This is a genomic window from Pseudobdellovibrionaceae bacterium, from assembly GCA_019637875.1.
Classification (GTDB): Bacteria; Bdellovibrionota; Bdellovibrionia; order Bdellovibrionales; family Bdellovibrionaceae; genus JAHBUW01.
On record JAHBUW010000005.1, the window covers coordinates 146892 to 173886 of the forward strand.

Annotated in this window: 28 protein-coding genes; 13 read left to right on the top strand and 15 right to left on the bottom strand. The window is 60.0% G+C overall.

Going from position 1 to position 26995, the window contains the following annotated elements; translation table 11 throughout:
* Window positions 1-61 precede the first annotated feature (61 nt).
* From KF767_08340 to KF767_08355, 4 genes are read left to right on the top strand one after another with little or no spacing between them, the layout of a single operon-like run.
* Window positions 62-1099: a polyprenyl synthetase family protein gene (locus tag KF767_08340; GenBank protein ID MBX3017883.1), complete on the top strand. Its 1038-nt coding sequence runs from the start codon at window positions 62-64 to the stop codon at window positions 1097-1099.
* A complete protein-coding gene (locus tag KF767_08345) occupies window positions 1080-2570 on the top strand; it encodes a phytoene desaturase (GenBank protein ID MBX3017884.1) in 1491 nt (496 codons plus the stop codon). Before KF767_08340 ends, KF767_08345 begins: the two co-directional genes overlap by 20 nt.
* Window positions 2570-3529: a phytoene/squalene synthase family protein gene (locus KF767_08350; protein ID MBX3017885.1), complete on the top strand. Its 960-nt coding sequence runs from the start codon at window positions 2570-2572 to the stop codon at window positions 3527-3529. The genes KF767_08345 and KF767_08350 overlap by 1 nt, the downstream gene beginning before the upstream one ends.
* Window positions 3526-4020: a hypothetical protein gene (locus KF767_08355; protein ID MBX3017886.1), complete on the top strand. Its 495-nt coding sequence runs from the start codon at window positions 3526-3528 to the stop codon at window positions 4018-4020. The genes KF767_08350 and KF767_08355 overlap by 4 nt, the downstream gene beginning before the upstream one ends.
* Here the strand turns inward: KF767_08355 and KF767_08360 are convergent.
* Together KF767_08360 and KF767_08365 are read right to left on the bottom strand one after the other, a co-directional pair.
* Window positions 4017-4853 carry a hypothetical protein gene (locus tag KF767_08360; protein ID MBX3017887.1) on the bottom strand — a complete coding sequence of 279 codons (837 nt, stop codon included), beginning with the start codon at window positions 4851-4853 and terminating at the stop codon, window positions 4017-4019. The genes KF767_08355 and KF767_08360 overlap by 4 nt on opposite strands.
* Window positions 4841-5860: an NADH:flavin oxidoreductase gene (locus tag KF767_08365; protein ID MBX3017888.1), complete on the bottom strand. Its 1020-nt coding sequence runs from the start codon at window positions 5858-5860 to the stop codon at window positions 4841-4843. Before KF767_08365 ends, KF767_08360 begins: the two co-directional genes overlap by 13 nt.
* A gap of 405 nt (window positions 5861-6265) precedes the next feature.
* Between KF767_08365 and KF767_08370 the strand changes: the two genes are divergently transcribed.
* The gene (locus KF767_08370) at window positions 6266-7036 is read left to right on the top strand and encodes an HNH endonuclease (protein ID MBX3017889.1); all 771 of its coding nucleotides are present in this window, start codon (window positions 6266-6268) and stop codon (window positions 7034-7036) included.
* Between the two features lie 15 nt (window positions 7037-7051).
* On the opposite strand, the gene KF767_08375 is transcribed toward KF767_08370, so the two are convergent.
* Entirely contained in the window at window positions 7052-7768 is a 717-nt protein-coding gene (locus KF767_08375; GenBank protein MBX3017890.1) for a coenzyme F420-0:L-glutamate ligase, read from the bottom strand.
* Window positions 7769-7893: 125 nt separating this feature from the next.
* Between KF767_08375 and KF767_08380 the strand changes: the two genes are divergently transcribed.
* Window positions 7894-9000, top strand: a complete 1107-nt coding sequence (locus tag KF767_08380) for an HD domain-containing protein (protein MBX3017891.1) — start codon at window positions 7894-7896, stop codon at window positions 8998-9000.
* Here the strand turns inward: KF767_08380 and KF767_08385 are convergent.
* Together KF767_08385 and KF767_08390 are read right to left on the bottom strand one after the other, a co-directional pair.
* On the bottom strand, window positions 8997-9638 hold the full coding sequence (locus tag KF767_08385; protein ID MBX3017892.1) for a hypothetical protein: 642 nt from the start codon (window positions 9636-9638) through the stop codon (window positions 8997-8999). The genes KF767_08380 and KF767_08385 overlap by 4 nt on opposite strands.
* Before the next feature lie 102 nt (window positions 9639-9740).
* Entirely contained in the window at window positions 9741-12134 is a 2394-nt protein-coding gene (locus KF767_08390) for a vitamin B12-dependent ribonucleotide reductase (GenBank protein ID MBX3017893.1), read from the bottom strand.
* A 75-nt stretch (window positions 12135-12209) separates the two neighbouring features.
* Here KF767_08390 and KF767_08395 point away from each other — a divergent pair, with 75 nt between their 5' ends.
* From KF767_08395 to KF767_08405, 3 genes are read left to right on the top strand one after another with little or no spacing between them, the layout of a single operon-like run.
* The gene (locus tag KF767_08395) at window positions 12210-13361 is read left to right on the top strand and encodes a cysteine desulfurase (GenBank protein MBX3017894.1); all 1152 of its coding nucleotides are present in this window, start codon (window positions 12210-12212) and stop codon (window positions 13359-13361) included.
* Window positions 13362-13405: 44 nt separating this feature from the next.
* Entirely contained in the window at window positions 13406-13732 is a 327-nt protein-coding gene (locus KF767_08400) for an iron-sulfur cluster assembly accessory protein (protein ID MBX3017895.1), read from the top strand.
* Window positions 13733-13770: 38 nt separating this feature from the next.
* Entirely contained in the window at window positions 13771-14352 is a 582-nt protein-coding gene (locus KF767_08405; GenBank protein MBX3017896.1) for an NAD(P)H-dependent oxidoreductase, read from the top strand.
* On the opposite strand, the gene KF767_08410 is transcribed toward KF767_08405, so the two are convergent.
* The 6 genes from KF767_08410 to zapA all read right to left on the bottom strand — a co-directional run bounded on the left by KF767_08410 (window position 14349) and on the right by zapA (window position 19955).
* Complete coding sequence (locus KF767_08410; protein ID MBX3017897.1) at window positions 14349-15191, bottom strand: alpha/beta hydrolase; 843 nt, start codon at window positions 15189-15191, stop codon at window positions 14349-14351. The two genes, KF767_08405 and KF767_08410, sit on opposite strands and share 4 nt — an antisense overlap.
* A gap of 97 nt (window positions 15192-15288) precedes the next feature.
* On the bottom strand, window positions 15289-16290 hold the full coding sequence (locus KF767_08415; GenBank protein ID MBX3017898.1) for a 2Fe-2S iron-sulfur cluster binding domain-containing protein: 1002 nt from the start codon (window positions 16288-16290) through the stop codon (window positions 15289-15291).
* Entirely contained in the window at window positions 16287-17531 is a 1245-nt protein-coding gene (locus KF767_08420) for a tyrosine--tRNA ligase (protein ID MBX3017899.1), read from the bottom strand. Before KF767_08420 ends, KF767_08415 begins: the two co-directional genes overlap by 4 nt.
* Window positions 17531-19096, bottom strand: a complete 1566-nt coding sequence (gene rny, locus KF767_08425; protein MBX3017900.1) for a ribonuclease Y — start codon at window positions 19094-19096, stop codon at window positions 17531-17533. The genes KF767_08420 and rny overlap by 1 nt, the downstream gene beginning before the upstream one ends.
* A gap of 44 nt (window positions 19097-19140) precedes the next feature.
* A complete protein-coding gene (locus KF767_08430; protein MBX3017901.1) occupies window positions 19141-19677 on the bottom strand; it encodes a 5-formyltetrahydrofolate cyclo-ligase in 537 nt (178 codons plus the stop codon).
* A complete protein-coding gene (zapA, locus tag KF767_08435; GenBank protein ID MBX3017902.1) occupies window positions 19674-19955 on the bottom strand; it encodes a cell division protein ZapA in 282 nt (93 codons plus the stop codon). Before zapA ends, KF767_08430 begins: the two co-directional genes overlap by 4 nt.
* 306 nt (window positions 19956-20261) lie before the next feature.
* On the opposite strand from zapA, the gene KF767_08440 reads away from it, so the two are divergent.
* Window positions 20262-21311 (top strand): L,D-transpeptidase, encoded by a 1050-nt coding sequence (locus tag KF767_08440; protein MBX3017903.1) that lies wholly within the window; start codon window positions 20262-20264, stop codon window positions 21309-21311.
* The gene (locus KF767_08445) at window positions 21308-22201 is read left to right on the top strand and encodes a hypothetical protein (protein ID MBX3017904.1); all 894 of its coding nucleotides are present in this window, start codon (window positions 21308-21310) and stop codon (window positions 22199-22201) included. The genes KF767_08440 and KF767_08445 overlap by 4 nt, the downstream gene beginning before the upstream one ends.
* A 29-nt stretch (window positions 22202-22230) precedes the next feature.
* Here the strand turns inward: KF767_08445 and KF767_08450 are convergent, their stop codons facing one another.
* The 3 genes from KF767_08450 to KF767_08460 form a co-directional block, all read right to left on the bottom strand.
* Entirely contained in the window at window positions 22231-22638 is a 408-nt protein-coding gene (locus KF767_08450; protein ID MBX3017905.1) for a hypothetical protein, read from the bottom strand.
* A 202-nt stretch (window positions 22639-22840) separates the two neighbouring features.
* Window positions 22841-24055 carry a signal recognition particle-docking protein FtsY gene (gene ftsY, locus KF767_08455; protein MBX3017906.1) on the bottom strand — a complete coding sequence of 405 codons (1215 nt, stop codon included), beginning with the start codon at window positions 24053-24055 and terminating at the stop codon, window positions 22841-22843.
* Complete coding sequence (locus tag KF767_08460; protein ID MBX3017907.1) at window positions 24052-24237, bottom strand: hypothetical protein; 186 nt, start codon at window positions 24235-24237, stop codon at window positions 24052-24054. The genes ftsY and KF767_08460 overlap by 4 nt, the downstream gene beginning before the upstream one ends.
* Window positions 24238-24370: 133 nt before the next feature.
* Between KF767_08460 and KF767_08465 the strand changes: the two genes are divergently transcribed.
* Both KF767_08465 and KF767_08470 read left to right on the top strand, forming a co-directional pair.
* Entirely contained in the window at window positions 24371-24934 is a 564-nt protein-coding gene (locus KF767_08465) for a hypothetical protein (protein MBX3017908.1), read from the top strand.
* Between the two features lie 24 nt (window positions 24935-24958).
* Window positions 24959-25393 carry a hypothetical protein gene (locus KF767_08470; GenBank protein MBX3017909.1) on the top strand — a complete coding sequence of 145 codons (435 nt, stop codon included), beginning with the start codon at window positions 24959-24961 and terminating at the stop codon, window positions 25391-25393.
* 57 nt (window positions 25394-25450) lie between these two features.
* Here the strand turns inward: KF767_08470 and KF767_08475 are convergent, their stop codons facing one another.
* Entirely contained in the window at window positions 25451-26971 is a 1521-nt protein-coding gene (locus KF767_08475; protein ID MBX3017910.1) for a hypothetical protein, read from the bottom strand.
* Window positions 26972-26995 lie beyond the last annotated feature (24 nt).

Consider the following 26995-nt stretch of genomic DNA (forward strand, 5'->3'; position numbering starts at 1 on the left):
GATCGCCGCTTTCAAGCCCCCCGCCTGCATGGTAGCAACTGTCGGGAAACTGGAGGGGTTTTTGATTTCGTTTCGCGAGAACGGACTGCGATCTTTTTTGTGCCTGAGCCGACGTGAGGGCGATGCCGCCGCCACGGTCGAAGCCGCGCTTCAGAAGTCGCTCGCCGTCCCCCTTCAGGATTTCTACAACCGCCCGCGCAAGGAGTTCCGCGCGCAGCTCGTGCGCATCGGCTTTCGCTTGTTCGCGGACGCCGCCATCGAAGGCGAAGCCCGAGAAGACATCGCTGCGGCGTTGGATCTCGCTGCCGAAGCGATCGAGGCGCTCCATACGGGCTCGCTCATCGTCGACGACATCGAAGACCAAAGCGAATGGCGTCGGGGCGCGCCGACTTTGCATTTGCGCTACGGCATGCCCACCGCGCTGAACGCGGGGAACTGGCTTTACTTTCACGCCTTCCAGAAACTGAAGTCCATCATGTTCACGGGCGCGGACGCGACCGCGCGGAAACTTCTGCTGTATGACCTGACCGAAAACATCCTGCGCGAGGCCCACTGCGGACAGGCCATCGATGTCGGCACGGATATGGCCGAGCTGTCCCCCCGCGACTGCATCGAGATCAGCCGCGCGAGCCTCGAACTCAAAAGCGGCGCGCTCATGGCGCTCGCCCTGGGCCTGGGCGCCATCATCGCGGGTGTGAACGAGGACAAACTCAAACGCATCGTCGCGCGCGGACTCGACTTCGGGGTTTCGCTGCAGATGTTCGACGATCTGGGAAATGCCCGCGTGGATCAGCCGACGCCGAAACACCTTGAAGATCTACGCCTGCGCCGCCCCTCGTTTTTGTGGTGGCACTGCTCGGAAGAGATCAGTGACGAACTGCCCGCCTTCAACGAAGCGGTGGGTGCGCTCCCCTGCACGAAGCGTCTGGCCGACTTCTTCGATCGCACGGCGCTTCTGCAAACCGGATTTCAGCGCGCGCAGGATTTCCAGACGCGCGCGCTTTTGAACTTTGAAAACGAACTTCAACCTCAAGCCGAGGCTTTCCGAGAACTGAAAGCCGTCGCCGAAAGGGTCACCCATGCCTACAACCGCACGTAAAGCCGCCGTCATCGGGAGCGGATTCGGGGGCCTGGCCACCGCGATCCGCCTGCAAGCCGCCGGCATCCAAACCCGCATCTTCGAAAAACGTGATCTTCCCGGAGGCCGCGCCTACGTCTTTCACGACAAGGGCTTCACCTTCGACGCCGGCCCCACGGTCATCACCGCACCCGAGTGCCTGGAAGAGCTCTTCACGCTCACGGGTCGCGACATCAAGGACTATGTGGATCTGAAACCCGTCATGCCCTTTTACCGTTTGCTCTTCGACGACGGTTACGTCTTCGATTACTCGAACGACGACCAAGAGCTTTTCGGCCAAATCGCAAAAAAGAACAAAGCCGACGAAGCCGGTTACCGCCGCTTCCTCGAGTATTCCAAAGAGGTCTTCAACGAGGGCTATACGAAGCTCGCCGCCGTCCCCTTCCTCTCGTTGTGGGACATGGTGAAGGTCGCGCCCCAGCTCGTGAAGCTCGGCGCGCACAAAAGCGTCTATTCGACCGTCTCGCGCTTCATCAAAGACGAGCATCTGCGCCAGGCCTTCAGCTTCCACTCGCTGCTCGTGGGCGGAAATCCCTTTCAAACCTCTTCGATCTATACGTTGATCCATTTTCTGGAAAAAAACTGGGGCGTCTTTTTCCCCAAGGGCGGCACCGGCGCGCTCGTGCAGGCACTCGTGAAGTACTTCGAAGAGCTGGGTGGCACCATCGTCTACCAATCGGCGGTGGACGAGATCCTGACCCGCGACAACAAAGTCGTCGGCGTGCGCGCGGTGACGGGCGAAGTCTACGACTGCGACGTCGTGGTTTCCAACGGCGACATCTACCACACCTACAAGGATCTTTTGAAGGACAACACCCGCGCGCAGGCGAAGGCCCGTAGTCTGGATAAGAAGGCCTTCTCGATGAGCCTGTTCCTGATCTACTTCGGCACCAACAAGAAATTCCCGAAACTCAAACACCACAACGTCATGTTCGGCCCGCGCTACCGCGAGCTGCTCGACGATATCTTCAAAAAGGGCGAGCTGCCGGAAGACTTCTCTTTGTACGTGCACAATCCCACGCAGACCGATCCGTCCCTCGCGCCCGAGGGCTGCGAGACCTTCTACGTGCTCGCGCCCGTTTCCCATTTGGGGAAACTGGATTACGACTGGAAAAACGGCGCCGACGCTTACGCGGACAAGATCCTGACCTACCTCGAAGACAAATACATGCCGGGGCTCAAAGAGTCGATCGTGACGAAACGTTACTTCACGCCACTCGAGTTCCGTTCCGAGCTGAATTCGCACGTGGGCGCGGCCTTCTCGCTGGAGCCCCGCCTGACCCAAAGCGCTTTCTTCCGTCTGCACAACCGCGACGAGAAGATCAAAGGCCTGTACTTCGCGGGCGCGGGCACCCACCCCGGCGCGGGCGTTCCCGGCGTCGTGAACAGCGGCAAGGCGACCGCGGGTCTCGTGATTGAGGACTTGGCTTGATGGAGGTCTCTGCGCGCGAGGATCGGACTCCCGTCCTTGCGACGTCCACCGACCTGGTCGGTTTCAGTCGTGATCAGATTCAGAAGGGCTCGAAGAGCTTTTCTTTCGCCTCGTTCTTTTTCTCGAAGACCGAGCGCGAGGGCGCCTGGCTTTTGTATTCGTGGTGCCGGGCCTGCGATGACCGCATCGATCAAGCCCCCTCGGCGGAAGCGCAACTGCAAGCGCTGGCGGATCTCGAGCGCGACACCCGTCGGGCGGCGCGCGGCGACCAGACTTTGACCGATCCCGTTTTTCAGGGACTGGCCGTGGTCCTTCGCGAATTCCAGATTCCCGAAAAATACCCTCTCGATCTTCTGCGCGGCATGCGTATGGACGTCGAAGGACGTGAGTACCAAACGCTCGAAGAGCTTGAAGAGTACTGCTACTGCGTGGCGGGCGTCGTCGGCTTGATGATGTGCCACGTGATGGGCCTGAGCGATAGCCGCGCCCTTTCGAACGCGGTCGCCATGGGTTCGGCGATGCAGCTCACGAACATCTGCCGCGACGTCGAGGACGACCTGGCGCTCGGCCGCATCTATATCCCCACCAACTTTCTGCTGGAAGTGGGACTGACCCGCGCGAATTTCGCCACTCCCCTGGGCCGCGCGCGCTGGCCGGCTTTGACGGCGCGGCTTTTGGACGCAGCCGACGAGCGTTACCGCCACGGCGTCGCCGGGCTTCGCTATCTGTCCTTCCGCGCGGCGCTCGCCGTCGCCATCGCGGGTCGCGTTTACCGCCGTATCGGCGTGAAAGTCCGTGCGCGCGGCGCGCACGCATGGGAAAATCGGACCTACACTCGCCTTCCCGAAAAACTCGCGACCGCGCTGATCGCGACCGCAGATGTGGGACGGCGACTGTTCACGCGGCTCTGGCGCCCCTGGCGACCGGCGCGTATCGACCGGGTTTGGGGGCAAACATGATGTACGGATGGACGCTCAGCTCGTGGATGATTTTCGTCGCGACCTTCGTCGTCATGGAGTTCGTCGCCTGGGGCCTGCACAAATACGTCATGCACGGCTTTCTGTGGTGGCTGCATCGCGACCACCACGATCCCGCGCACACGGCGACCTTTCAGAAGAACGACGCCTTCGCGTTTTTCTTTTTCGCCCCGAGCTTTCTGTCGATCTTGTTCGGCGCGATCTATCTGAATCCGGATCTTTCGGCTTTCGGCTTCGGCATCATGGCCTATGGCGCGGCCTACTTCACGGTTCACGAGGTCATCATCCACCGTCGCCTCACCTGGTTCCGCTCGCGCGGCTTCTACATGAACGCGCTGGTCGCGGCCCACAAAAAGCATCACGCGAAACACGGCAAAGAGGACGGCGCCTACTTCGGGATGTTGATGATCCCGCCGGAAGAGATCGTGCGCGCCTTCCGACGCGCACGCGGGCGGACTCGCTCCACCACTTAACGGCAGTAGCCCAGAAGCTGGCACTGCTCAGTCTCGGCCTCGTTGAACTTCTCGAGTAAAGAGCGGGGATCGCCGTTGTCACGCAGTTGATTCAGATCCAATTTGAGTTTTCCCGTCGCATCGTACTGACTGGCGAAGGTCCCCATATCCGTCAGGTCGAGAATCCAGTCGCTCAGCCGCCCCAGAACGTAATTTCCGAACTGGAAGGCCTCGAACTCATTCGCCAGCGTCAGAAAGTCGCAAAACGAACGGATGTCCGTCGTTTGCGCCGTAAACGCCGCCCGGTAGGAGCGCGCCGCCGGCGATGAGGCCCACGCGGGCGAGAACGCGAGCTGCAGCTGCGCCGAATGCCGGGTTTCGTGAATCAACAGCGCGAGCGCGGCGGACTTTTCCATCTTCGCCAGCACATCGGGATTCAGGATGACCTTGCCCGCCCCGGGACTTTTCAAATCGAAATCAAAGTAGGCCGCGCGGCCCGGAATTCTCTGGGCGTCGAAGATCAACTCGGGGGCGGTGATCCCCATCAGGCGGACCTCCAAATCGAAGATCCGACGCAGATGCGGGAGCTGCTCGTCGAAGCTCAGCGTTTCCCAGGTCTTCAGAGCCTCCCGGAGCGTCGGATCGCCCGCGATGGCCGCAACGAGCGCGTCGCGCAGAAGCCGGGTCTCGTCCTCAAGGTTGCGCACGAAGGACTGCGCTTCGGGCTGAAGGACGAAGGCCTCCGGGTGACGACGCTGGACGGACTCGTTGGCGAAGAAAGGCGAGTCCGCCGCGAAGCTGGGCGTGGTCAGGGCAAAGAGAAAAACGAAAAGGACCTTTTTTAAACCGTGCATGAGAGAACTCCATTGAGATTTTGCCGTCCCCACGCCGCGGGATCGCGAAGGATCGCCCGCCCGACGGCCGCGAGGTTGACGTATTTTTCATTCAAGATGTGGTCGACGTAGTCGGCGCTTTCGATGCCGCCAACACCGATCACGGGAATCGAGACGTGCGCTTTCAAAAAAGCCGCATCATCCACGAGGTAACCTTCGGCCTCACGGTGTGCGGGACGTCTCCATCCCCCCAGTCCCGACGAGACATCGAGTAGATCGATGCCCAAAACCTCGAGCTGCCGCGCGACCCACGCCATCTCGACGGGTTCGAGGCCTCCCGGAAGATGATCCTGCGCGGGCAACCGCACAGCGAGCAAAAGACCGGGCACTTCACGCTTCAGACGAGCGACAAGATCCAGAAGGAGTCGGTTTCGTCCCTCGATGCCGCCGCCGTAGGCATCGTCACGCCGATTGGTGAGCGGCGAGAGCCATTGATTCAGACCGTAACCGTGGGCCGCGTGCAGCTCGACGATATCGAAGCCCGCGGCTTCGGCCCGACGTGCGGCCTCGAGAAACCAATCCGACCAGTTTTGGATGTCTTGCGCGTTCATCGGCGTCGGCGTCTCAAGTTCGCGCCCTTTCACGGGCACCGGAATCGCGCTCGGTCCCATCAAAGGATGTCCCGTCAAAGCGGAGGTCGTCTTGCCGCCCACATGCACGAGCTGCAAACCCGCGAGCGCGCCCGCCGCGTGCAGACTCTCGGCGATCCGCGTGAGGCCCGGCACCTGCGCGGAAGAATGCGCACCCAGCTGCCGCGGTTCGCCCTTTCCCGTGGGGTGCACGTAGCTGTACTCCACAAAGATCAGCCCCGCTCCCGCCTCCCCTAGTCGCGCGTAGTGCGCCCAGGTTTCGGGAGTCGCGAAGCCGTCCGCGTCCGCGGTTTGCGAGGCCATGGGCGGAATCACGATCCGATTCCGCGCAGTCTTTCCGTTTCTAAAATGCAGGGGCCGTAGCCGGGGCTGAGTCATCACGACGTCCTTTTCCTGACCATGGGTCTAAAGGGCGACGTGGTTTTAGAAAAGAAACAATTTCGAAATGGATGTTTCGATTTCGAAAACTATTGGAGTCTATTTCGGGATGTTGATGATCCCGCCGGAAGAGATCGCGCGGGCCGCTCTCAGGAATCGTCCCGGATGCGGATCCTGCTGCAAGAACCAGCCAAGCCCCGGGTTCGCACGTTAGCAATAAAGCCCACTCCTCATCCCACTCACGACCGGTGTATGTATATGACGTCCGAAGAAGAGGCGAAGCCGAAATCTCCGCTTAATTCGCGGAGATCCTCACCCATCCCTTTAAGAGACCCAAGATGACCACCGTCATACGCCGTCAATCGAACCCCTCACGCCGGATCGCAGAATCACAGAAGAAATAATTTGACCGAAAAATCGAGTCTCTTTCAGTACTGCGTTCATGAGCTCAAACTCTCTGAAGCGGTGACTTCGGCGTTCATCACGGTCTCTCGAAAAGCGGCGGTGATTCCCCCTCTGATGGAGGCGTTGGAAACCCAAGCCCTCACCGTCTCGAAAGCGGCGAAGATCACCTCGGCACTGGATATCCAGCACGTCGAAGAAACCAATGACGTCATCGAGTTCGCGTCCCAACACTCGACCGCCGAGACCGAGAAGTGGCTTCGGGAGAAGAAGGGGATCGAAACTGTCCACAACTTGAAGCTCGATTCGGCCACGATGGCGAAACTCAAGAAAGCGCCCACGCTCACCAAACAGAGTCTCACGCTTGAACAAACCCTCGCGTTGGTTCTGGATGAATACATCGACAGACACGACCCGCTCGAGAAAGCGAAGCGCCGTCAAAAACGGAAAGACACTGGATATCCAGTGCGGAAAACTCAGTCGAAAGACGGAAATATTTTGCCAACGGCGAAACCTCCCGCATCCGGCACCATCACGAAAACTCAGGTCGTACGGTCCGTCACGCGCCGACCCCTTCCAGCCCAGATCAAACACTTCGTGATCCAGCGGGACCAAAACCGCTGCACGTATGAGATCCGGCCCGGCCTTCGCTGCGCCCATACGAAAAATCTGGAAATTCATCACCGTACGCCCCTCCAGAACGGAGGAACCGACAACCCGGAAAATCTGGGCCTGCTGTGCTCGGCTCACCATCAAATGGCGCACCGGCACTGAACACGTCCCGCCGCCCTAGGTCTTCGCGAAAAACGGAAAATACAAATCCTCTTCGGGACTCATGCGCAAGGGCGAGTCGTCCTCGCCGTCGATAAACTCCGCGTCCACGCCTTCGATGGTGACGAGCGGTCGCCGCTCGCCGCCTTCGCCCATGACCAAAACCGCCGCCGCGGCCAGCGCGTCCGCGATATCTTGGTGGGTGAACTTCAGTTCGCGGCCGAAGACGTCCTTTTCACCGATGCAGTCGCGTGTCCCACGGAAACCCGCGTGCGCGAGCGAGATCCCCACGACGCCGCGACGAAGCGGGATCGTATGCGAATCGGTCAGCAGAATGCCGAAGTTCTTCAGTCCGTAGTGCGTGCAGAGTTCCGCGCGCAAACGTCGCGCGCTCGCCCACGGATCTTCGGGATACAAAATGTAGTCGCCCGTCGGGCTGTTGGATTCATCGATGCCCGCCGAGATCATCATGAGTCCGTGCTTCAACGTGAGCGTGCAGTTGTGCGCGAGCTCGGCCAGAATCCGATCGGCCTCGCGTTCGATGAGCGCCTTTTTCTCGATGGAGTCGCGCGCGACCAGACGGTTTTCGCCCAGACTCACGATCTTGGTCGTGACCGCCAGGATTTGCCCGTCCCGCGGGGGTTCCGCCGCCAACGCGTCGATAATGAACGCCGCCACCGAGTCCCCGGGTTGGAAAATTTTGGTTTGTCTCGGAATGAGAGAGAGCCGTCCCATTGTGGTTACCACCCGGTCAAGAGTCCTGATTAAACTCAAGTTCCTGTTAAACCAACCGAATTAGTAAAGGTCAAAGACATTGGGACCCCGGTTTGGGGGACCCCAAACCAGGGACGGAGTAGGCCTTGTCATCACAGAGCACCAAGGACGTAAAACATCCGCAAGCGGAAGCGGACACCATGGATCTGCTCGCGCAGTTCCAGCGGGGCGATGACGATCTTGTCGCGATCGACAAGGACGAGTTTTTGCCGGGCCTTCCGTTGCCCACCGATTTGTTCGTGCGCATGCCGACCGGCAAAGCCATCATGATCGCGAAACGTGGCGCCAAGAGCTCCTTACAAGATCTGCACGTCAGCCAAAGCAATACCGTCACGACCTTTTACGTACGGCGCGAGGATTACTACGCCGCCGTCGACCAGAACTTGAAAATCGTGAGCGTGCTCGTGCAGCGACGCGAGATCCCGATCTCGAAAAAGGCGGCCTTCGTCAAGACGGCGGCGCATTCGGTCTTCATCGAGCTCGATCACTTGGGCCTCAGCGAAAGCACGCTCGCCCACTCGCGCGCCGCCGTTCAGGCCGTCACGACCCTCGTGCAATCGCGCGAAGACTATTTAGAATTGGTCGAGTCGCTCAAACAGCTCCCGGGCAACATCATCAAAACGGCGGTCGCGGGCTCCGCGCTGTCGGTGGTCATCGCTAAAGAAATGGGATGGCAAAACGGCGCGAATCTCGAGAAGCTCGCGCTCTGCGCGTTCCTGCGTGATGTCGGCCTGAAGGAAATCCCGCCCGAGATTCTAGAAAAACCCCGCGCACGCATGACTCAAGACGAGCGCGCGATTTGGGAAACCCACTGCTTCCGCGGCGCGGAGATTCTGCGACAGCTTCCGGGAATGCCCTCCGAGGTGATCGCGACGGCCCTGGAGCATCATGAAAACGCCATCGGTCAGGGATTCCCTCGCCGCATTCGCGATATGAAGATGAATCCCTTCGCCAAGATCGTGGCGCTCGCGGATCTTTACATCGACCTGACGTTCCCCTCGCCGGGGAACGACGGGATGAGCATGCACGAAGCCATGCAGCACATCGAATTCGTGCTCGGCTCGCCTTACAACAAGGCCTGCATGGTGGCGCTCAAACGTTCTTTCAATATCCAGACTTCGAAGCCCGAAGAGGCCGAAGCCGCGGAAGAGACGATCCCCGAGAACACGAACCCGGGAAAGAAAATCGCCTAGTAGCCCGACCACTCCCAGTAGCCGTTCGAGTCCATCACCTCACCGCGATGGTTCACGGTGAAGTGGTTGCTCCAAGAGACGTCGGCGCCCGTATCCCAACCGGCGGCCCGCGCTTCTTCTTCGGTATCGAAGTGGGGTCCGTAGGATTCGGTGTCGTGCCCCGCGCCGTCCTGGAAAAGACCGAAACGAACGGCCAGCAGCTGTCCGTTCAAAAGATACACCGTTAAAGAGACCGAGGGTTCGCCGACGCTGGTGACGAATTCGCCGTCGACTTCGAACTCACCGATGGCTTCCGCATAGCCCTTTTTATAGAGCGCCACGGCTTTTTGAGCCTCGGCGGCGGTGAAGAGTTTTTCCTGACGTTCGTATTCACGATCCTTGATGACCACGTAACGGACCAGGCGGATTTCGCTTTGCGCGGCCTCGAACTCGGTTTCGCTCTGGCCATCGTCGCTTTCCCACTCTTCGATCACGTCGGGCAGTTCGCCGAGCAGATCTTTTTGCTCATCCGTGGACAGGGCCTCCCAGGCTTCGAACGTGAGCGGGGTCTTTTCCGCGGGCGTTTCTGTCGCCGACACTGTGCCCGTCACCGACAACACCGAAACTAAAGCCAACACCGCGAACAACTTGAGCTTCACGAAGACCTCCATGGGAATGCCTCCGGCCTACAAGGCCCGGCCCCCACACGCAAACTCCACCGCGCCTTCCGGCCCCCACCCTGTAAAAGAGCGAGTATTGCTTTAGCTGCAGCCAATAACAGTCCCGCAGTTGGGGCAGCGGAAGCAGCCGCCCGAAAGCTCCGTCTGCGTTCCGCACTCAAAACAACGCGGCATATCCAGCGGCAGCACGGGGCTGGCGGGTCGCCAACGCCCGGCGTCCTCGTCGGCCTTCACGCCAAGCGTCGCCTGTACGGGCGAGGCGTCGTTGGCTTCGAGGCGGTCGGCCACCTCTTCCTTCGCTTTCACGACGAGGGGTTGGAAGCCCTTCGATTGATCGCGATAAATCGCAACGGCCTTCAGTCCCAGATCCCAAGCACGACGGTAAAGGCGCTCGATCTCGGCAATGCTGGCCTCATGGGGAAGGTTCACGGTTTTCGAGATCGCGCCGCTGACGAAGGGCTGCACCGCCGCCATCATCTCGATGTGCGCATCGGGCGAGATCTCGAGCGCCGTGCGGAAGACCGCACGCTGTTGCGGAGTCAGCTCGGGGCAATCGCTGAGGCTTCCCTTCTCGTCCGCCCAAGCGAGCACGCGCACGATCCGATCCTCATCTAGATTCCAACGCCGAAGTGCCGCTTCGACCGAAGGACTCGTCAGACGAATCACACCCCCGCCCGCCAGATTTTTGAAACGCACGAGCGCGTATTCGGGTTCGATGCCCGTCGTTTCCGAATCCATGATGAAGCTGATCGTCCCCGTGGGCGCGATGACCGTCGCCTGAGCGTTACGGAATCCCGTCTTCGCGGCGAATTCCAAATTTCGGTCCCACACCGCGCGGGCTTCGGCTTTCAATTCCGCCGGCAGTCCCGCGGCGCCGATGCCGTTCACGGCTTGGCGATGGCGTTTCATCACACCGGCCATCTCGAGTTTATTTTTCTTCCAGCCCGCGAAAGGCCCGACGCCCTTCGCAACTTCGCCCGAGAGCTCATAGGCATATCCGGTCAAGAGCGCGGTCAAAACTGCGCCCCAGTGACGAGCCTCGGGCGCATCGTAGGCGATCCCCCGACGCATCAAGAAGGCACCGAAGCCGGTGAAGCCCAAACCGAGCGTACGGTAGTCGTGACTGTTCTGCGCGATCCCTTCGGTCGGGTAACTTGCGAGGTCGACCAAAATCTCCTGCGCGAGAAAGAAACAGCGCGCGGCCGCGCGGAACGACGCGAGGTCGAAGTTCAAATCCTCGTCGACGAATTTCAGAAGATTCAGACTCGCCAGATTGCAGGCCGAATCATCAATGAACAGATATTCGCTACAGGGATTGGAACCACGAATGGGCGCGGTCTTCCCGCAGGTATGCCATTTGTTGATGATGTCGTGGAATTGCAGCCCCGGATCCGCGCACTCCCAGGCCGCGGTCGCAATCCGCGTCCACAGCTCGCGCGCTTTCACTTCGCGCACGGCTTTGCCGCTCAGCCGGTCGCGCAGTTTCCAAACACCGTCTTTCTCCACCGCCTTCATGAAAGCGTCGGTCACGCGCACGGAGTTGTTGGAGTTCTGCCCCGAGACCGTGCGGTAGGCCTCGCCTTCGAAGTGCGCGTCGTAGCCCGCCTGAATCAAGGCCTTCGCTTTTTTCTCTTCGCGCGCTTTCCAGTCGATGAACTCCTCGATCTCGGGGTGATCGACGTCCAGAATCACCATCTTCGCCGCGCGCCGGGTGGTCCCGCCGGATTTCACCGAACCCGCGCTGCGATCAAGGACCTCCAGGAAACTCAAGACGCCCGAACTGGTCCCGCCGCCCGCGAGTTTTTCGAAACGCGAACGCAGATGCGAGAAGTTGGTGCCGCTCCCGCTACCGAACTTGAAGATGCGGGCCTCGTTGCGAACGAGATCGAAAATGGAGTCGAGATTGTCGTCCACCTTTTGAATGAAACACGCCGACACCTGCGGTCGCTCCAAGGCCTCTTGCGAAAGACGCACATCCCGCGTTTTGAAATCCCAGATGTACGAGCGACTATCCGAGGTCAGCCCGTAGCGGTGATGCAGACCCGCATTGAACCAGACGGGCGAATTGAAGCTTCCGCGTTGGTGATACAACAGCCACTCCAGATCCTGGCGGAAGGCGCGCGCCGAAGCGGGGTCCTTGAAGTAGCCCCGCGCTTTGGCGAAGCTCTCGATGGATTCGGTCACGCGGGTGACCATGTCCTCGACCGAGTTTTCCGAGCCCTTCCCGTCGCCGAAGCCCTTGGGAACGCCCCTTTTCCGAAAATACTTCGAGGCGGCGATTTCCACGGCAAGAGGGCTCCAGAATGCCGGCGCGCGGGCCTTTTTCATGGCGAAATAGACCTCACCGCGGCTATTGCGCAGCTCGAGATCGCGTGTCTGCCACTTCAGGCTCGTGGCCACGCTTTTTTTCGGATCGCCCAGATAGAAATGCCGCGTATAGGAGAGTCCGTGTGTCTTCCGAAGTGTCTTCGCCATAGACGATCATTGTAGTCAATTTCAGGCGGGACGCCAGAGCTTGCGGTGCGTAGCGCAGAGGAGTAAAAACGTCCCATGTCCAAAGCGCTTTACTTCGATTACAACGCGACCACGCCGACCGACCCCCGCGTCGTCGAGGCCATGCTCCCCTACTTCACCGAACGTTTCGGGAACTCCATGTCCCTGGGCCACGAGTTCGGCTGGGCCGCCGACCGCGCCGTCGAGGACTGCCGCAAAAAGATCGCGGACCTCATGGGCGCCGCCAAAAACGAAATCACCTTCACCTCGGGCGCCACCGAATCGAACAACTGGGCGATCCAGGGCGTGCTCGAAGCCGTCTCTTCAGCTGAGCCCGGAGCAAAAGTCCATATCCTGTCGCTCCCGGTGGAGCACTCCTCGGTGCTGATGGCGCTCGAACACGCCCGCAAATTCTATAACGCCGAAATCGAGTTCCTGCCGCTCGCGAAAGACGGACAGCTCGATCCCCAAGAAGTCGAAAAGCGCATCCGTCCCGAAACGCGGCTCGTCTGCGTGATGTGGGTGCAAAACGAGATCGGTACGATCTACCCGATCCGCGCCATCGGCGAGATCTGCAAAGCCAAAAAAGTCTATCTGCTGTCGGACGCGACCCAGGCGATCGGGAAAGTTCCCGTCGATCTGCGCGACGTGCACGTCGACCTGATGTCGTTCTCGGCGCACAAACTCTACGGCCCCAAGGGCGTGGGTTTTCTGTATCATCGCAAACAGAACCCCCATGTGGAGTTGCTGCCGCTCATTCACGGCGGCGGGCACGAGCGCGGCGAACGCAGCGGTACGCTCAACGTGCCCGGCATCGTCGGGATGACAAAGTCCATCGAGCTGGGCCTGGAAGTCATGACGGTCGAGATGGAAAAACTGCGCGCCCTCAGAAACGAACTCTGCCTGCGCTTGCAGTCGATCTATCCCGACGCCATCGTGAACGGTCCGTCGTGCGAAAGCGATTTGCGCGCGCCCCACAACCTGAACATCAGCTTTCCGAAAAGCCTTGTGCCCGAACATATTCCGCTGCTTGCGTTCTCGCGGGGCTCGGCCTGTTACTCGGGAAAAACTTCTACCAGCCACGTTTTGAGCGCGCTGGGCCTTTCCGAAGAGGCCGCCCGCCGCACACTGCGTCTGAGCCTGGGGCGAATGACCGAGCCCGGAGATATCGAGCAAGCCATCAATATCATTCAGAAATTCATTAAATAGGCCGGGACTACCCACGACTCCCGGACAGTGGTAAACTAAAAAACATGATCCAGATCACTGAAACCGCCGCTCAAAAATTAAAAGCCCTCAAAGCCGAAGAGAAACGTCCCGCGGGGGACTTCCTGCGTGTGGAGGTCAAGAAGGGCGGCTGCTCGGGCCTGAGCTACAAAATGGCATTCGAGTCCGATGCGAAAGCCGGCGACAAGTTCTTCGAACTGGACGGAGAAAAAATCGCGGTCGATCCCCAGAGCTTCATGTACCTGATCGGCATGACCCTCGATTATTCGGGCGGTCTGAACGGTAAGGGCTTCGTGTTCAACAATCCGAACGCGACCAAGAACTGCGGCTGCGGCGCGAGCTTCAACGTTTAATCGCTGACTCGCCCGTCCCCGGCCCGCACAATGGCCTCATGGCCAAAAAGATCCTCTTGATTCAGGGACATCCCGATAACGAAAGCTTTTGCCACGCGCTGCACGCCGCTTACCGCGACGGCGCGCGCTCGGCGGGCGCCGAGGTCGAAGAGATCTTCGTCGCGAAACTTCAGTTCAATCCCAATCTCGCTCACGGCTACCGCGAACGCACCGAGCTTGAGCCCGACCTGCTCGAGGCCCAACGCAAAATCAAAAACGCCGATCACATCGTCGTCATCCATCCCGTGTGGTGGGGCGCGGCCCCGGCGCTCTTGAAAGGTTTCTTCGACCGCGTGCTGCTGCCGGGTTTCGCGTTCAAGAAACGCCCCGGCTCGCTGTTCTGGGATAAATACCTGACCGGAAAAACCGGGCGCCTGATCGCCACCATGGATCAGCCGCGCTGGTACTACTGGCTCGTGTACTGGGCGCCCAGTCACCGCGCGATCAAGAATCTGACGCTCGAGTTTTGCGGCATCCGCCCGGTCGGCGTCACGTCCATCGGACCGATTCGTAACTCCGAAACGGCCTTTCGCGAAAAGTGGATTTCGAAAGTGAAAGCGCTCGGCGCGAATTTACGTTAGCCGACGTCTTTCGAGGGCGCGCGAACCGGCGCCTTGTCCAAGAAGAACTTCATCACTTCCCACCCGATCAGGTGCGGAGAATTCAGCGGCGAGATGTGGCCCGCCCCCTGAGTCACGAAGAAATTCTCGCAGCCCATTTTGCGTGAAAGCTCCTCGTAAGCGTCAAAACGGATGAGCGGATCCTCGTCGTCACAGATGAAAAGCGTTTCGGGCGTCCAGTACTCGAGCTTGTTCGCCCAGATGTGCCAACGTTCGCTTTTGATGATCCACGCGAACCGGTGAATCAGATGCGCGATGAGTAGAAGCTTGCGCCCCTCGAGCGACTCCACGCGATCCAAAGCGGGCGCCTGATCGACGTTGCGGAAGATCTCGGCCGCGCGACGCAAGAAATTGCGTCCCCAGCCCGTGCGGAGCATGAAACCCAGAACGGCTTTGCGAACCGGCAGCGACAAAAAGATCTGGAGCGCGCGCCACTGAAAACTTGAAACCGGATGGGGCGGCATCGGATTGATGAGAACGACGCGCGCGATGAGCTCGGGATAACGGATCGCCAATCCCCAGCACAAAGCGCCGCCGTAACTTAAGCCCACCAGATGGACGGGTTTATCGAACTCCGGTGAACGCAGGAAACGCGCAAGCTCATCGATCTGCGCCGAGAAGCTGAAGGCCTCGCGCCCGAGGGTCAGATGCGTGAGATTCGGCACGACCACGCGGTAGTATTTCGCGAGTTGCGGGCGGAGCGGCTCCCAATGGGAGACCGAACCGGCGAAACCGTGCAGCAGGACGACCGTTTCGCCCTCGCCGTAACTGCGGTAATTGATTTTGGATTCGCCGCCCAAATCTTTACTCCCGATGAAGACGTTTCGTCGTCTTTCACGGGAGACGTAAGTCTAGAACGGAAAAAGGCGGCATGAACGCCGCCTTTTGAGACACGGATTAGGATTTCGGAGCGCCGCCACCGGGACCGCGGTTGCCACCGCCGCCACCACCACTGCCGCCGCTTCCTCCGCGACGACCACGACCACCCCGACGACGCCGGCGTTTCTGTCCGCCGCCCTCACCGGAAGCTCCTGGGCCGCCACCACCTGGACCCCGCGCCTGCTGCGGGCCGCCGCCGCGATGTTGTCCACCGCCGCCGCCGCCACGAGCCCCCCCCCGATTTGCGGAAGAGCCGCCGCGGTTCTGACCGCCTTGACGGGCGGGCGCCTCGGCGTCGCCGCCGTCCTCGCCCTCGTCGTCATAGTCCTCATCGTCCTCGTCATCGGCTTCGATTTGACGGCCGAGACGTTGGGTGATCGCTTCACTGGTATCGGCTTCGTCGCCGGCGTAGATGTCGCCGCCCGCATGGAGCGCGTCGATCACGCCCTCGTCCCCGCTGCCGTCCAGATCCGCAGAGTCGAGAGGTTCAGGATGCTCACTTCCCGCGACGAGTTCGTCGCCGGGGTGTTTCACCTGACGTCCCCGATCGTTCGCCGCGGCCCGATTTTCATTGCCCGCACCGCCGCCGCGACCGCGACGTCCGCCGCCCGCAGGTTCTGCCGGTAGCGATGGCTCTTGCAGCACCATCGTGCCCTGTACCGCTTTGGATTCGCGCGACTGCCCGGGGGGCGCGCGGTAACCACGCAGTTTTTTGGTCGTATTGTCGTCTTCTTTCAGGTGATCAGTGATATCGACCGAGATATCGCCGAAGCAGCGGATCTGGCAGGCCAAACGCCGCCCGTCGATGTAGTAGCTCGTCCCGATCAGCGAGAGTTCCGCTTTATTCGGCGGAATCACGTTCGCGTCGCCCGCCAGGATTTTGATCCGGCATTCGGCGCAGCTGGGAACCCCTTTGCACAGGCTCTTCAGCTCGACTTTGTTGTCGTGACAGAGCTGCAGCAAAGAGCGGTTGGAGTCGCCTTCGATTTCAAGGCCTACGGGGTGCAGACGGATTTTCATTCGACCACCACCTTCGCGTATTTCTTTTTCCCGGAGCGCAGGATGAACGAAGTCCCCGCCACCAGATCGATCATCTTTTTCGGATCTTCGACTTTCACTTGGTCGATTTCGACCGCGCGACCTTCAACGGCGCGTTTCGCCTCGCCGTTCGAGGCCGTCATTCCCAGCTGGGTCAAAAGCTGGCAGATGCCCATCGCGGGACCGGCCGCCACGCGCATCTCTTCGATTTGATCGGGAAGACCTTTTTCTTTGAAGATGCGATTGAATTCATCTTCCGCCGCTTGCGCGGCCGACTCCGAGTGGAAGCGCGCGACCAAAAATTTCGCGAGCGCCACCTTGATGTCGCGGGGGTGTTTCGCGCCCGACGCCATTTCGGCTTTCATCTTCTCGATCTCGGCGGGGGTCATCGTGGTCAGAAGTTCGTACCAACGGAACATGAGCGTGTCGGACACGCGCATGGTTTTCCCGAAGATGTCCTTCGGCGTATCGACGACCGAGATGTAGTTGTCCAAAGACTTCGACATCTTGTTCACGCCGTCGAGCCCTTCGAGGATCGGCACCGTGATCACGACCTGCTGCTCGGTTTGGCCGTAGGCCTTTTGCAGCTCGCGGCCGACCAGCAGATTGAATTTCTGATCGGTGCCGCCGAACTCGATGTCGGATTTCAAGTGCACGGAATCGTAGCCCTGACAAAGCGGGTACAAGAGTTCGTGCATCGAGATGGGCGTATTGGACTTGTAGCGTTTCGTGAAATCGTCGCGTTCGAGCATCCGCGCCACCGTGTACTGCGCGGTCAGCTTGATGAAGTCGACGGAGCTCATCCGGCCTAGCCAGTGCGAGTTGTAAACGATTTCGGTGCGCGCGGGATCGAGCACCTTGAAAATCTGCTCGGCGTAGGATTTTCCGTTTTGCGCGACCTCTTCCGCCGTGAGCGGCGGACGGGTTTCGTTTTTCCCCGTAGGATCGCCGATCATGCCGGTGAAGTCCCCGATCAGGAACTTCACCTGGTGACCGTACTCTTGGAACTGGCGGATCTTGTTCAAGACCACCGTATGTCCCAAGTGCAGATCGGGGCGCGTGGGATCCGCGCCGAGTTTCAGCTGCAAGGGCTTGCCGGATTTCAGCGAGCGGTCGACCTTGCGCAGAAGGTCCGGCTCGGAAATGAAGTCCACCGTCCCCGCCTTCAAGCGGGTGACTTGGTCGATGGCCTCCTGAGAGATTTTGACGTCGGCTTGGCTCATTAGCGGGCCATTTCGACCGAACGGGTTTCGCGGTAAACCGCGACCTTCACTTGACCGAGGTGGGGCATCTCGCGCTCGATCTTACGCACGATATCGCGCGAAAGCATTTGCGCCAGATCGTCGGTGACCTTCGAAGCCTCGACCAGCACGCGGACTTCGCGACCCGCCTGCACCGCGAAGGTGCGCAGCACGCCGTCGAAGGAGTTTCCGATGGATTCGAGTTCTTGCAGACGGTGGATGAAGTTGTCCATGCCGGGACGACGGGCGCCGGGACGGCCCACCGACATCTGGTAAGCGGCCGCCACGATGTGCGCGAGCGCCGAGTTCGCCGGTTCGTCCCCGCGGTGCGCGCGGATCGCGTGGCAAACCGCATCGGGCTCACCGTACTTTTTGCAGAAGTCCGCGCCGACCATCGCCGACGAGCCGTCCACCGTATGGTCGATCGCCATACCGATGTCGTGCAGAAGGCCCGCGCGTTTCGCGAGCTTCACGTTCACGCCGAGCTCGGCCGCCATCAGGCCCGACAGGTGGGCCACTTCGAGGGAATGCGAGAGCAGGTTCTGCGTGAAGCTGTGACGGAACTTCAAACTTCCGATCGCGCGCGTGATTTCGTTGTGCATTTGGCCCAGACCCAATTCGACGACGATCTTGTCGCCCTCTTCGCGCAGGTCCTTTTGCAGCTCGACTTTCACTTTTTCGACGACCTCTTCGATGCGCGCCGGGTGGACGCGGCCGTCTTCCAGAAGTTTGGTCAAAGTGCGACGGGCGAGCTCGCGGCGAACGGGATCAAAACCCGAGATGACGACCGCTTCGGGCGTATCGTCGACGATCAGATCGACCCCGCACATGGCTTCGAGCGTCCGGATGTTACGGCCTTCGCGACCGATGATCTTCCCCTTCATCTCTTCCGAGGGGAGTGCCATCACGCTGACCGTGCGCTCGGACGTGTACTCGCTGGCGAAACGCGACACCGCGACCGCGATGATACGTTTGGCTTTACGGTCGGCGTCTTTTTCGGCTTCGGCTTCGATTTCACTCAGACGTTTTGCGGCAGCGGCTTTCGCTTCGCCCTCCAGCGCCTGGACGATTTCACGTTTAGCTTCTTCGGGAGTCATGGTGGAGACGCGCGAGAGTTTTTCGCGAAGTTCTTGGTATTCGGCTTCGATTTTGACTTCGAGTTCTTCAATCCGCTTTTCGGTGATCTCGATCTTGGCGGTCTTGTCTTGCAGGGATTTCTCGAAGCGCTCGACGTCGTCGAGTTTGGCCTTGTGCTGATCGTCGAGCTCTTTCAGGCGACGTTCGAGCTGGCCTTCCTTCTGCTTCATCTGGCTTTTTTGCTTTTGGATGTCGGTTTCGACGTTCTTGCGCGCGCGGGCTTCGAAGTCTTTCGCTTTGGCTTTCGAATCGCGGTCGATTTTCTGCGCTTCGGACTTGGCGCGGTTGATGATGCGGTCCGCTTCCGCTTTGGCCGACTTCTTTTGCGTTTCGTCTTGCGCACGCTTGATCAAGAAAACGGCGGCCCCACCAATCAGCAGTCCGACGACCGCTGCTAAAACAAACTCCATGACTTTACTCCTCGTACCGGTCGCCCCCGCGACCCAACCCCCGCTTACGAAACCGGCCGTACGCCCTTTTCGCTCGCGATCCATTCCACCCGCTGATCCCAACTGTCTGCGGGCAAGCTCTCAAGAATCCGGCTGGAGTGAATGACCCCGACGCGGACTCCGGTAAAGGTCTCAAGGAAGCGGTCGTAAAACCCTTTCCCCCGTCCCAGCCGTTGCCCCGAATGATCGAAGGCGAGCGCCGGAATCAGTAGACCCTGGAGTTTTCCGTTCTCAATCACCGGGCAGTGCGCGGCCGGCTCGGGGCACAAAGGGCCCCGGACCAGATCGGCGTCGCCTTTCACTTCGCAGAACTCAAGGCTTGCGCCTTGGATGCGGGGAAAGACCCACTGCAGATGCTTGAGGTGCGGAAGTTTCGAAAGAAGCGGTGGCTCATCCTTTAACGGAATGAAGGCCCCCCAGGTGCCGCTCGCGTTTTGGCTCAGCCAATCCATGAGCGGACGTTCCCAATCTTCCGGCCAACTCGGGCCCGACACGGGATATGAGCTTTGAATCCGCCGCCGAAGCGCGGATTTATCGCTCATGAATTCACCGACGTCGTCGAAGCTCCTTTGGATGTTTTCGTCTGGTCGAGATCTTGGGCCAACTGACGGGCGCGGTTTTCGATTTGATCGATTTCTTTCAAGGCACGGCGTTTAAGGACCATGAGTTCTTCGGCGATATTGAGGGCGGCGAGAATTGCCGCGCTCTGGAGCGACCCGCTTTTGGTCGCCTTCATGGCCAATTGAATTTTTTGATCAACATAAGAAACCAGAGCTTTAACGCTCTCTTCGTCTTGCGACGAACGCAGGCGGAAGGGCATTCCTCCGATTGTGAAATCGTGGGCATCGGGAGCCGACTTTACAGTCGATGCACGTGTGCGGCCACTTTCGCGTCCTGACATGAGTCCAAACCTCAGTTAGCTACAATCTAAAACCAGAATCCAAACATCCAAATACCGCTCTAGGTTACTGAGAACTCTGCGAAAAGGCCACGTCTTTGTAAGGATGAACTGTGCAGAATCCTGACAGTCGCGGCCCGCACGGGCCAACGAGTACATTGCATGATGTCATCGCCGTCGCAACGAAGTCGGCTTGTGGGAGCTGGCTCTAAATTGAGGGGTTCTCTCATGTCTCTGAAATGGTATTCGCCCATCGCTTGGGCAACGCTGACGATTCTAGCGACTCTATTTATGCAGAGCAATGCAAATGCGGCTCTGTCGAAGTACATCCTCGTGCAAAACGTCGCGACCGAACGCTCGCGGGTCTACGAACGCTGCCAGAGCTCACCTTGCCGCCACAAGCTCATTTTTGAATCCGAGATGGTCGTCGGCCGTCAAGAGGGCGACTGGAACAATCCCAGCCGCTTCATCACTTGGCTTGGCCGCTACAAGCTCACCAAATGGGTGAAGTTCTACGAGGACAACGAACGTCACTATCCGTCGTGGTACCACCCTCAGTATCCGCAACTTCCCCGTCCGTCCTCGCGCGATCAGCTGTCCGCCACCATGTGGATGAGCCGCGACGCGCTTCCGAACGGACAAGGGAACGGCCGCGGCGCTTTCGGTTGGTATGCCGCGATGGTCGGCCCCAACGCGAACTCGCAGTGGATCCACGGAACCTACGGCTGGGGGATCGAGGGCGATCGCTACATCGAATACACCCGCAGCTTCTGGGTGAACCTGTTCGCCAATCCCCGCTCGGCGGGTTGCACGCGCTTTGAAAACCGCGCGGTCGCTTACCTGCGCCACATTTTGGGCGAAGGCACCGACGTCGTGCGGATCTACGCTCGCGAAACCTATCTGGACGAGACGCTCGCCGCTTACCGCGGCCGTCCCCAGGCGAAGAACTTCCCCTGGATCCTGACGACCGAAGGCGTGAAGCAAACCAACGCCGCGACCATCGAAGCGAACGCGGTTCGCGCCCGTGGCGTGAAAGCCTCGCAGGTGCTGGAGTCCGGCAACTACACCGTGGATATGGTGCCCACGGCGGTCGGTCTTTCCGGCGGCAATCGCTCCTCGGGAAGTTCGGGGAACACCTACGGCATTCCGCAGAACCTCTTTAACGGTTACTTCCTGGTGGACGCGGGGCTGACGTATGAGTATCGCCATCCGCGCGGACTCGCGGTGGGCGGCTTCGCCGATCGCGGACTTCCCGCCGATATGGAGTACAAAAAATGAGGATTCTTTTCGCGATCCCGCTCGTGATCCTGAGCGCTCAAGCCCGCGCGCAAGTCAGCTTCACCGCGGACGAAGTGCGCGTGCACCAAGAGCGCATCGAACTCATCACCGACACGGCGGCGAAGTGTTTGGACGCGACCTACGCGGAGCATGTGAGTTTCTTCCGCAAGTACGGCGTTTCGAAATTCTACGGCGATCGCCGCAAAGATTATGAAACGTCCGCGGGTCGCGCGGCGGCTTTGCGCGGTTACGGTTTGTCCGAGGCGAAGGTCGCCGAGATCCTGCCGCAAATGAAAAGCACGAGCTGCGTCGGCATGACCATGGACTGCCTGAAGAAGGGTTTTGCGGCCGCGGGACAATCCGCAACCTGGGACAAGATCTACGCGCACTTGAAGATCGACAACAAATTCTACGGCACCGATCTGCAGAAGATGCTGCGGGGTTTGGGCTGGCGGACCCTGTATTGGAATCCGCTGCCCGCGAAGAACGCCGTCTGGGACGTGGAAGATCTCGAGAAGAATCCGCCCTCGGCGCCGGGAAAATGGATGCCGGTGTGGGGCGGTCACGCTTATCGCTACAACGACGTGATGAAGAACGGCTCGTACTACAAAATCCCGATCGACGACCGCACGACGCTCGTGAACTTCGACGAAGCCGTGCCGCAGTCCTTCAAGCGGATCAACTTCTTCGTCGGTACCGCGCATGCGGGCTATCACGTTTTTCCGGGACGTTTGGGGCAGGTCATCGAGGCGCACTCGATGCGTGAGATCAGCTCTTACGACAATCTGGAGTACAGCGACTTCAATCCGCTCGCCACCGGCGGCGGACCGCGCTGGACACGCACGGAACGCTACCGGTCCGGGGTGATCGTCGTCCCGCCAGGACGCTAAAGTAGCCGGGGGCGCCTAGCCGCTGAGCGCTACTGCAGCTTGAGGCGGATCTTGTAGGTGGCCGTCGATTTACAGACGGTCATCGCGGTCGCTTCGGGCGCGCAGCGCGAGCTGCCGCAGTTCATGCTCAGGATCTGATTGTCCTTGTTCAGCTCTTTCACTTCTTTTTTCCAGTCGTCGCAGGCCTTTTTCCAGTTCGCTTTCGCGGCCTTGGTCAGCGGCGCGGCTTCGCCTTCGATTTCAACGCTGGAATCCAGAACTTCGTTTTGCACGGGCTGAGTCGCCTGGCCGGGACGAGTTCCGGGTTTATTTTTTTCGATGGTAATGGTGGTTGAAGAGCCTTCCTCGCCATCCAGCGGAAGGTCTTTGATGTTCGCGGATTGCGCGAAAGCTTGGGTCGCGATCAGGGACAGAACAACGAGGGTCAATTTCATCAGGTTCATGGTTCACCTCTTTTCGAGTGACTCCATTGTAGCCCACGCCCGCCCCCGTTTGCCTAGAGGATCTTTCCGCGGCAAGTCTGTAACACCCCGGAGCTTCGCTATAGCGGCTCCCCCACGGAGCGTGGCCCCAAAGCCACGCCTCGATCTGGTGGCCCGAAGCCACGGTTCTGGAAAAAAGCGTCAGCCACAGACTCGCTTAAGCGTCGTTGAGGATGCTGTCGATGAATTCACGGGAACTGAAGGCGCGCAGGTCCTGGACCTTTTCGCCGACGCCGATCAAACGGATCGGGATCTTCAGCTCGTTCGAAAGTCCGACGGCCACGCCGCCCTTCGCGGTGCCGTCCATCTTGGTCAAGATCACGCCCGTCAGTCCCAACGCCTGGTTGAACTCGCGCGCTTGATGAAGCGCGTTCTGACCGTTGTTCGCGTCGAGCACGATGAGCGTTTCATGGGGCGCCTCGGGAATGACCTTCGTCATCACGCGCTTCACTTTTTTGAGCTCATCCATCAGGTGCGCCTGGGTATGCAGGCGGCCCGCGGTGTCGATCAAAAGCACGTCGAACTCGCGCCCGTTCGCCTTCGCCACGGCGTCGAACGCGATGGCCGAGGGATCGGTGATCCCCTCGGGATGGAAGATCTCGACAAGTCCTTCGCCCGCCACCGACGCACCACTCGCGCGATCGGTCCAGACCTTCAGCTGCGCACCCGCGGCGGCACGGAAGGTGTCGCCCGCGGCGACGAGGACTTTTTTGCCCTGCGAGGCGAGCTGCGCCGCGATCTTGCCGATGCTCGTGGTCTTACCGGCGCCGTTCACGCCGACGATCATCCAGACGACGGGTTTCACGTCACTCTTCAGATGCGCGAGCGGATTGTCTTTGGGTTCGGGAATCTGCGCTTCGTCGAAGATCTTCGTGAACTCTTCGCGCAGCTTTGACTTCACGCTCTCGAGCCCCTGCTTCGAAGCGGGCGTGATCTCTTCCAAAAGCCGCTCGACCGTTTGCGGTCCGAGGTCGCTCGTGTACAGCACCTCTTCCAGATCCGACAGATCGAGCGGTGCGCCCGCGCCGAAAAGGCCTTTCACCCGGCCCCAGAAGTGGGACTTGGTTCCCGAAAGCGCATCACTCAACGGTTTCGCGGTTTCGACGGGGACTTCGACCGGCGGAGGTGCGGGCGTCGCCGCGACGGGCTCGGGCTCGGCGGGTTTTCCGACGGGGACAAGCTCGGGAGTGCGAGGCTCGGTGAAGTCGGGGCGCGCGGCGGCGGGAGCCAGCGCTTTCGGCGGCGGCGGCGAAGTTTTGCCTTTGGCTTTGATCCGAATGTAGGCGAGGAGCCCCAGAACAAGGAGTGCGGCGCTCAGGCCGATCAGCCCCCAGAAGGTCGTCGAGTTGGGATTATTTAAGAGTTCGTTCATTTCAGATCCTTCCGTACCGGCTTCTCGGGATAGGGGCAGTGCCGGCAGCCCGAACCGCAACAGCGTCCTTGCTTACGCAAAGCTAGCTCCGTCGCGACCCAATTTCCCGTTTCGGGATCCTGATAAAAATCCAGGCCTTGAGCCACGGCTTGACGGTGAAGCTCTTCCCATTCGGGTTTCATCGTCTTGGAGATAGAGGCCCCCGCCCCCGGGGTCAAACCCGAAAAAAGCTCCAAGCCTTCATTTCCCCCTGGGAATTTCGGACGTCGTGCCCTAAAAGCGGGCATCCCTCAACCTCTGCCCCTGGAGTGATCGATGCGTTTGTTCTGGTTCGCCGCCCTGACCTTCGTGAGCCTGTCTTCGACCGCTTTCGCGCAAAATTGCGATCAGCGCCGCGATCCCCACTCTTTCGCCTGCTCGGATGACGCCTTTCGCGGACGCGTCTTCCCGATGGTGCCCATGAGCGAGGGCCGCATGCAGGGCCGCTGGTCGCTCGTGACTTACGCCGACGTTCGCGGCACCCAAGGACCCGAGTTTCAGATGCGTACGAATCCGCAAAATCCCCGCATCCCCCTCGGCGTATTCAACAACTTCGACGGCACCCGCGCGGGCGGCATGACGTGGCAACGCGACCGCAGCGTGCTCGGAAACTTCGGCGCGGCCGGCAACAATCTCGGCGAGCAGGTGGGCCAAACGCACGTCTCGGACGAGTGGACTTCGCAGATCATCTTCCGCTCTTCACGCGAAACTCACTCGCTTCAGTGCCGCATCTTTGATCGCAACCGCATCGAACATCTGCAATGCCGCTGGCAGTCCTTGTCACGGAGTCAAAATCGCTTCATCCTGCGTGGGTACTTGGGCTTTCTGCGCGCACGCTAAGCCCAATTCCTTTGGGGGTTCGGCATGACGCAAAAACAGAAATCGATCTTCGCTATCGTGGCCGCGACCGTCGTGGCCGCCGCCTTGATCTGGGCGCTGTGGCCGAAGGCGCTGAGCCCCGCCCCGGGCGAAGGAGCGGACGAACTTCCCGCCGCGACGGTGGAAGGGGAAGTCGGCGATGAAACCCCGGTCGATCTTTCGGGGGACGCGACCATGAACGACATTCCCGCCCCGGTCGAAGGGGACAACGACGCGCCCGTGGGCGGCGCCAAACTCCCCGCCCCGAACTCCGCCGAACTTGTCCGTCTGCATGAAGAGGCGCTCGCGGGGAATCGCGAATCCCTCGAAGAGATCTGCAAATACGTGAGCGGTGCGGACATCTACGATCTGGGAGATTTCAAAGCTTCCGACGAGCTGACTTCGAGCTGCGGCGAATTCCGCCCCGAACCGGAGGAATAAAAAAACCGGAGGGGTTCGCCCTCCGGTTCGTCAAGATTCGACAATTCGAATTCGCGCTTATTCTTCCATGGTGTGAGCTTCGATCGTCTCACCCTGCATGGCGCGGTCTTCGAGGGGCCCGGTGACGGTCTCTTCGGGAGTCCCGACGTTTTCGTACTTGAAGGTGCTCGCGTTCACTTCGACGCCGTCACGGGTGACGAGCGACGCGCGAACCAGGGCCGAGTTGCCTTGGCCGACCTGTTTCACGAAGGCTTCTTTCGTCATCGTCGCTTCGTTCGCCTCGATGGGCTGGAAGTTCACGCTCAGACGTTTGCGCCAGCCGAGGGCGGGCATACGATCTTCAACCGCGAGCTCGGTCATGACTTGCAGACCGTCCATCGTCTCTTCCAGGCGGACGTCCGCCAGCACGGGAGTCGCGATGTTTTTGATCGTGCCGTCGTCACGCAGACGATTGAACTGACCCGAGCGGTAAGCCGCCAGTGTCGAAGACTCGTTGCGCTCCAGGTTTTCGAGCCACGAAACGTACTCACGGTAAGTCACGCAGCGAACGCCGGGCTTATTACACACGAACTGCGCGAATTCCTTCATCGCCACCCAGTACGCGCCACGGTTCCACTTCGAGAAGTGGTGACCGATGTGGATCGGACCACGACCGCCGAAGTAGTTGATTTTGAAGTAGTACTTATACGAGTCGAGCATCTGGTTCTTCAGGCGCAGATACTCCGCATCGCTCAGCTTTTCCGAGATCGACGCGCAAGCGGTCTGACGGCACATGAAGTTGTAGTCCATCGAGTAGGTCGTGCGGTTGGTGCCGGCGATCTTGATGGTTCCCAAAGGCATGTTCCAGATTCCCGTGGGGTGACGCTGCGGCCAGTAGGTGGGCTCGCTCGACTTCGAGGTGTCGTACTTGAAGCCGTTCGCTTTCAGCGCGGGCCACATTTCGGGAGTATGCGCGAGCAGCGGCGCGCGGAAGCCGATGATGTCCGACTTATCGAAATCGAAACCCTTGGGGTTCGCCGCCGAAGGCGACAGACCGTTCACGCGGAACAGGTTGAAGAAGATGTCGTTGAATTGTTTGAACTCCGACATCCACTCTTTCAAGCCCCAACGGCGACCGTACATGGGGTTCGACTTGTCGACGCCCGTCTGATCACAGTGCGAGTTCGCGTGCGAACCGATCTCGTGACCGCGTTTGTACGCGCGGTTGGTCAGATCGATACGGGGCACGACGGTGTCGCGGCTTTTCGACCAGCCGATGCAGCTCACGGGCTTGTTCAGGCCGGGAGTCTGGTAAGCGGATTTCTTCGCGGGATCCAGGTAGTACGGAGGATTTACGAAGTAGGTGAACTTGACGGTCGTTTTCTTGCCGTCGATGCCTTCGGTGGTGACCGTGTCGGCGAAGTCTTGCGACTCTTTCCAGAACTCATTCGAGAGCGATCCGTCGAACGCGAGAATCACGTATTGCGGGGGCGCTTCGATCGCCTGCGGTTTACGTTTGTCTTTTCCTTTCGCCGCCAGGGCCGAGCCTGCCGCGAGCGAAACGAAAAGTGCACCGGTGACAATTCTTGTCAGCTTCATCCTTCATTTCCTTCCGTTGAGATC

What these genes read in the sequence shown, in the direction of transcription:
- KF767_08470 (MBX3017909.1), top strand. Translation starts at nt 24,959, where the DNA reads ATGACGCAAAAACAGAAATCGATCTTCGCTATCGTGGCCGCGACCGTC.
- KF767_08405 (MBX3017896.1), top strand. Translation starts at nt 13,771, where the DNA reads ATGGCCAAAAAGATCCTCTTGATTCAGGGACATCCCGATAACGAAAGC.
- KF767_08420 (MBX3017899.1), bottom strand. Translation starts at nt 17,531, where the DNA reads ATGAGCCAAGCCGACGTCAAAATCTCTCAGGAGGCCATCGACCAAGTC.
- KF767_08475 (MBX3017910.1), bottom strand. Translation starts at nt 26,971, where the DNA reads ATGAAGCTGACAAGAATTGTCACCGGTGCACTTTTCGTTTCGCTCGCG.
- rny (MBX3017900.1), bottom strand. Translation starts at nt 19,096, where the DNA reads ATGGAGTTTGTTTTAGCAGCGGTCGTCGGACTGCTGATTGGTGGGGCC.
- KF767_08360 (MBX3017887.1), bottom strand. Translation starts at nt 4,853, where the DNA reads ATGCACGGTTTAAAAAAGGTCCTTTTCGTTTTTCTCTTTGCCCTGACC.
- KF767_08445 (MBX3017904.1), top strand. Translation starts at nt 21,308, where the DNA reads ATGAGGATTCTTTTCGCGATCCCGCTCGTGATCCTGAGCGCTCAAGCC.
- KF767_08400 (MBX3017895.1), top strand. Translation starts at nt 13,406, where the DNA reads ATGATCCAGATCACTGAAACCGCCGCTCAAAAATTAAAAGCCCTCAAA.
- KF767_08395 (MBX3017894.1), top strand. Translation starts at nt 12,210, where the DNA reads ATGTCCAAAGCGCTTTACTTCGATTACAACGCGACCACGCCGACCGAC.
- KF767_08390 (MBX3017893.1), bottom strand. Translation starts at nt 12,134, where the DNA reads ATGGCGAAGACACTTCGGAAGACACACGGACTCTCCTATACGCGGCAT.
- KF767_08365 (MBX3017888.1), bottom strand. Translation starts at nt 5,860, where the DNA reads ATGACTCAGCCCCGGCTACGGCCCCTGCATTTTAGAAACGGAAAGACT.
- KF767_08350 (MBX3017885.1), top strand. Translation starts at nt 2,570, where the DNA reads ATGGAGGTCTCTGCGCGCGAGGATCGGACTCCCGTCCTTGCGACGTCC.
- KF767_08415 (MBX3017898.1), bottom strand. Translation starts at nt 16,290, where the DNA reads ATGAAAATCCGTCTGCACCCCGTAGGCCTTGAAATCGAAGGCGACTCC.
- KF767_08345 (MBX3017884.1), top strand. Translation starts at nt 1,080, where the DNA reads ATGCCTACAACCGCACGTAAAGCCGCCGTCATCGGGAGCGGATTCGGG.
- KF767_08465 (MBX3017908.1), top strand. Translation starts at nt 24,371, where the DNA reads ATGCGTTTGTTCTGGTTCGCCGCCCTGACCTTCGTGAGCCTGTCTTCG.
- KF767_08375 (MBX3017890.1), bottom strand. Translation starts at nt 7,768, where the DNA reads ATGGGACGGCTCTCTCTCATTCCGAGACAAACCAAAATTTTCCAACCC.
- KF767_08460 (MBX3017907.1), bottom strand. Translation starts at nt 24,237, where the DNA reads ATGAAACCCGAATGGGAAGAGCTTCACCGTCAAGCCGTGGCTCAAGGC.
- ftsY (MBX3017906.1), bottom strand. Translation starts at nt 24,055, where the DNA reads ATGAACGAACTCTTAAATAATCCCAACTCGACGACCTTCTGGGGGCTG.
- KF767_08440 (MBX3017903.1), top strand. Translation starts at nt 20,262, where the DNA reads ATGTCTCTGAAATGGTATTCGCCCATCGCTTGGGCAACGCTGACGATT.
- KF767_08430 (MBX3017901.1), bottom strand. Translation starts at nt 19,677, where the DNA reads ATGAGCGATAAATCCGCGCTTCGGCGGCGGATTCAAAGCTCATATCCC.
- KF767_08355 (MBX3017886.1), top strand. Translation starts at nt 3,526, where the DNA reads ATGATGTACGGATGGACGCTCAGCTCGTGGATGATTTTCGTCGCGACC.
- zapA (MBX3017902.1), bottom strand. Translation starts at nt 19,955, where the DNA reads ATGCCCTTCCGCCTGCGTTCGTCGCAAGACGAAGAGAGCGTTAAAGCT.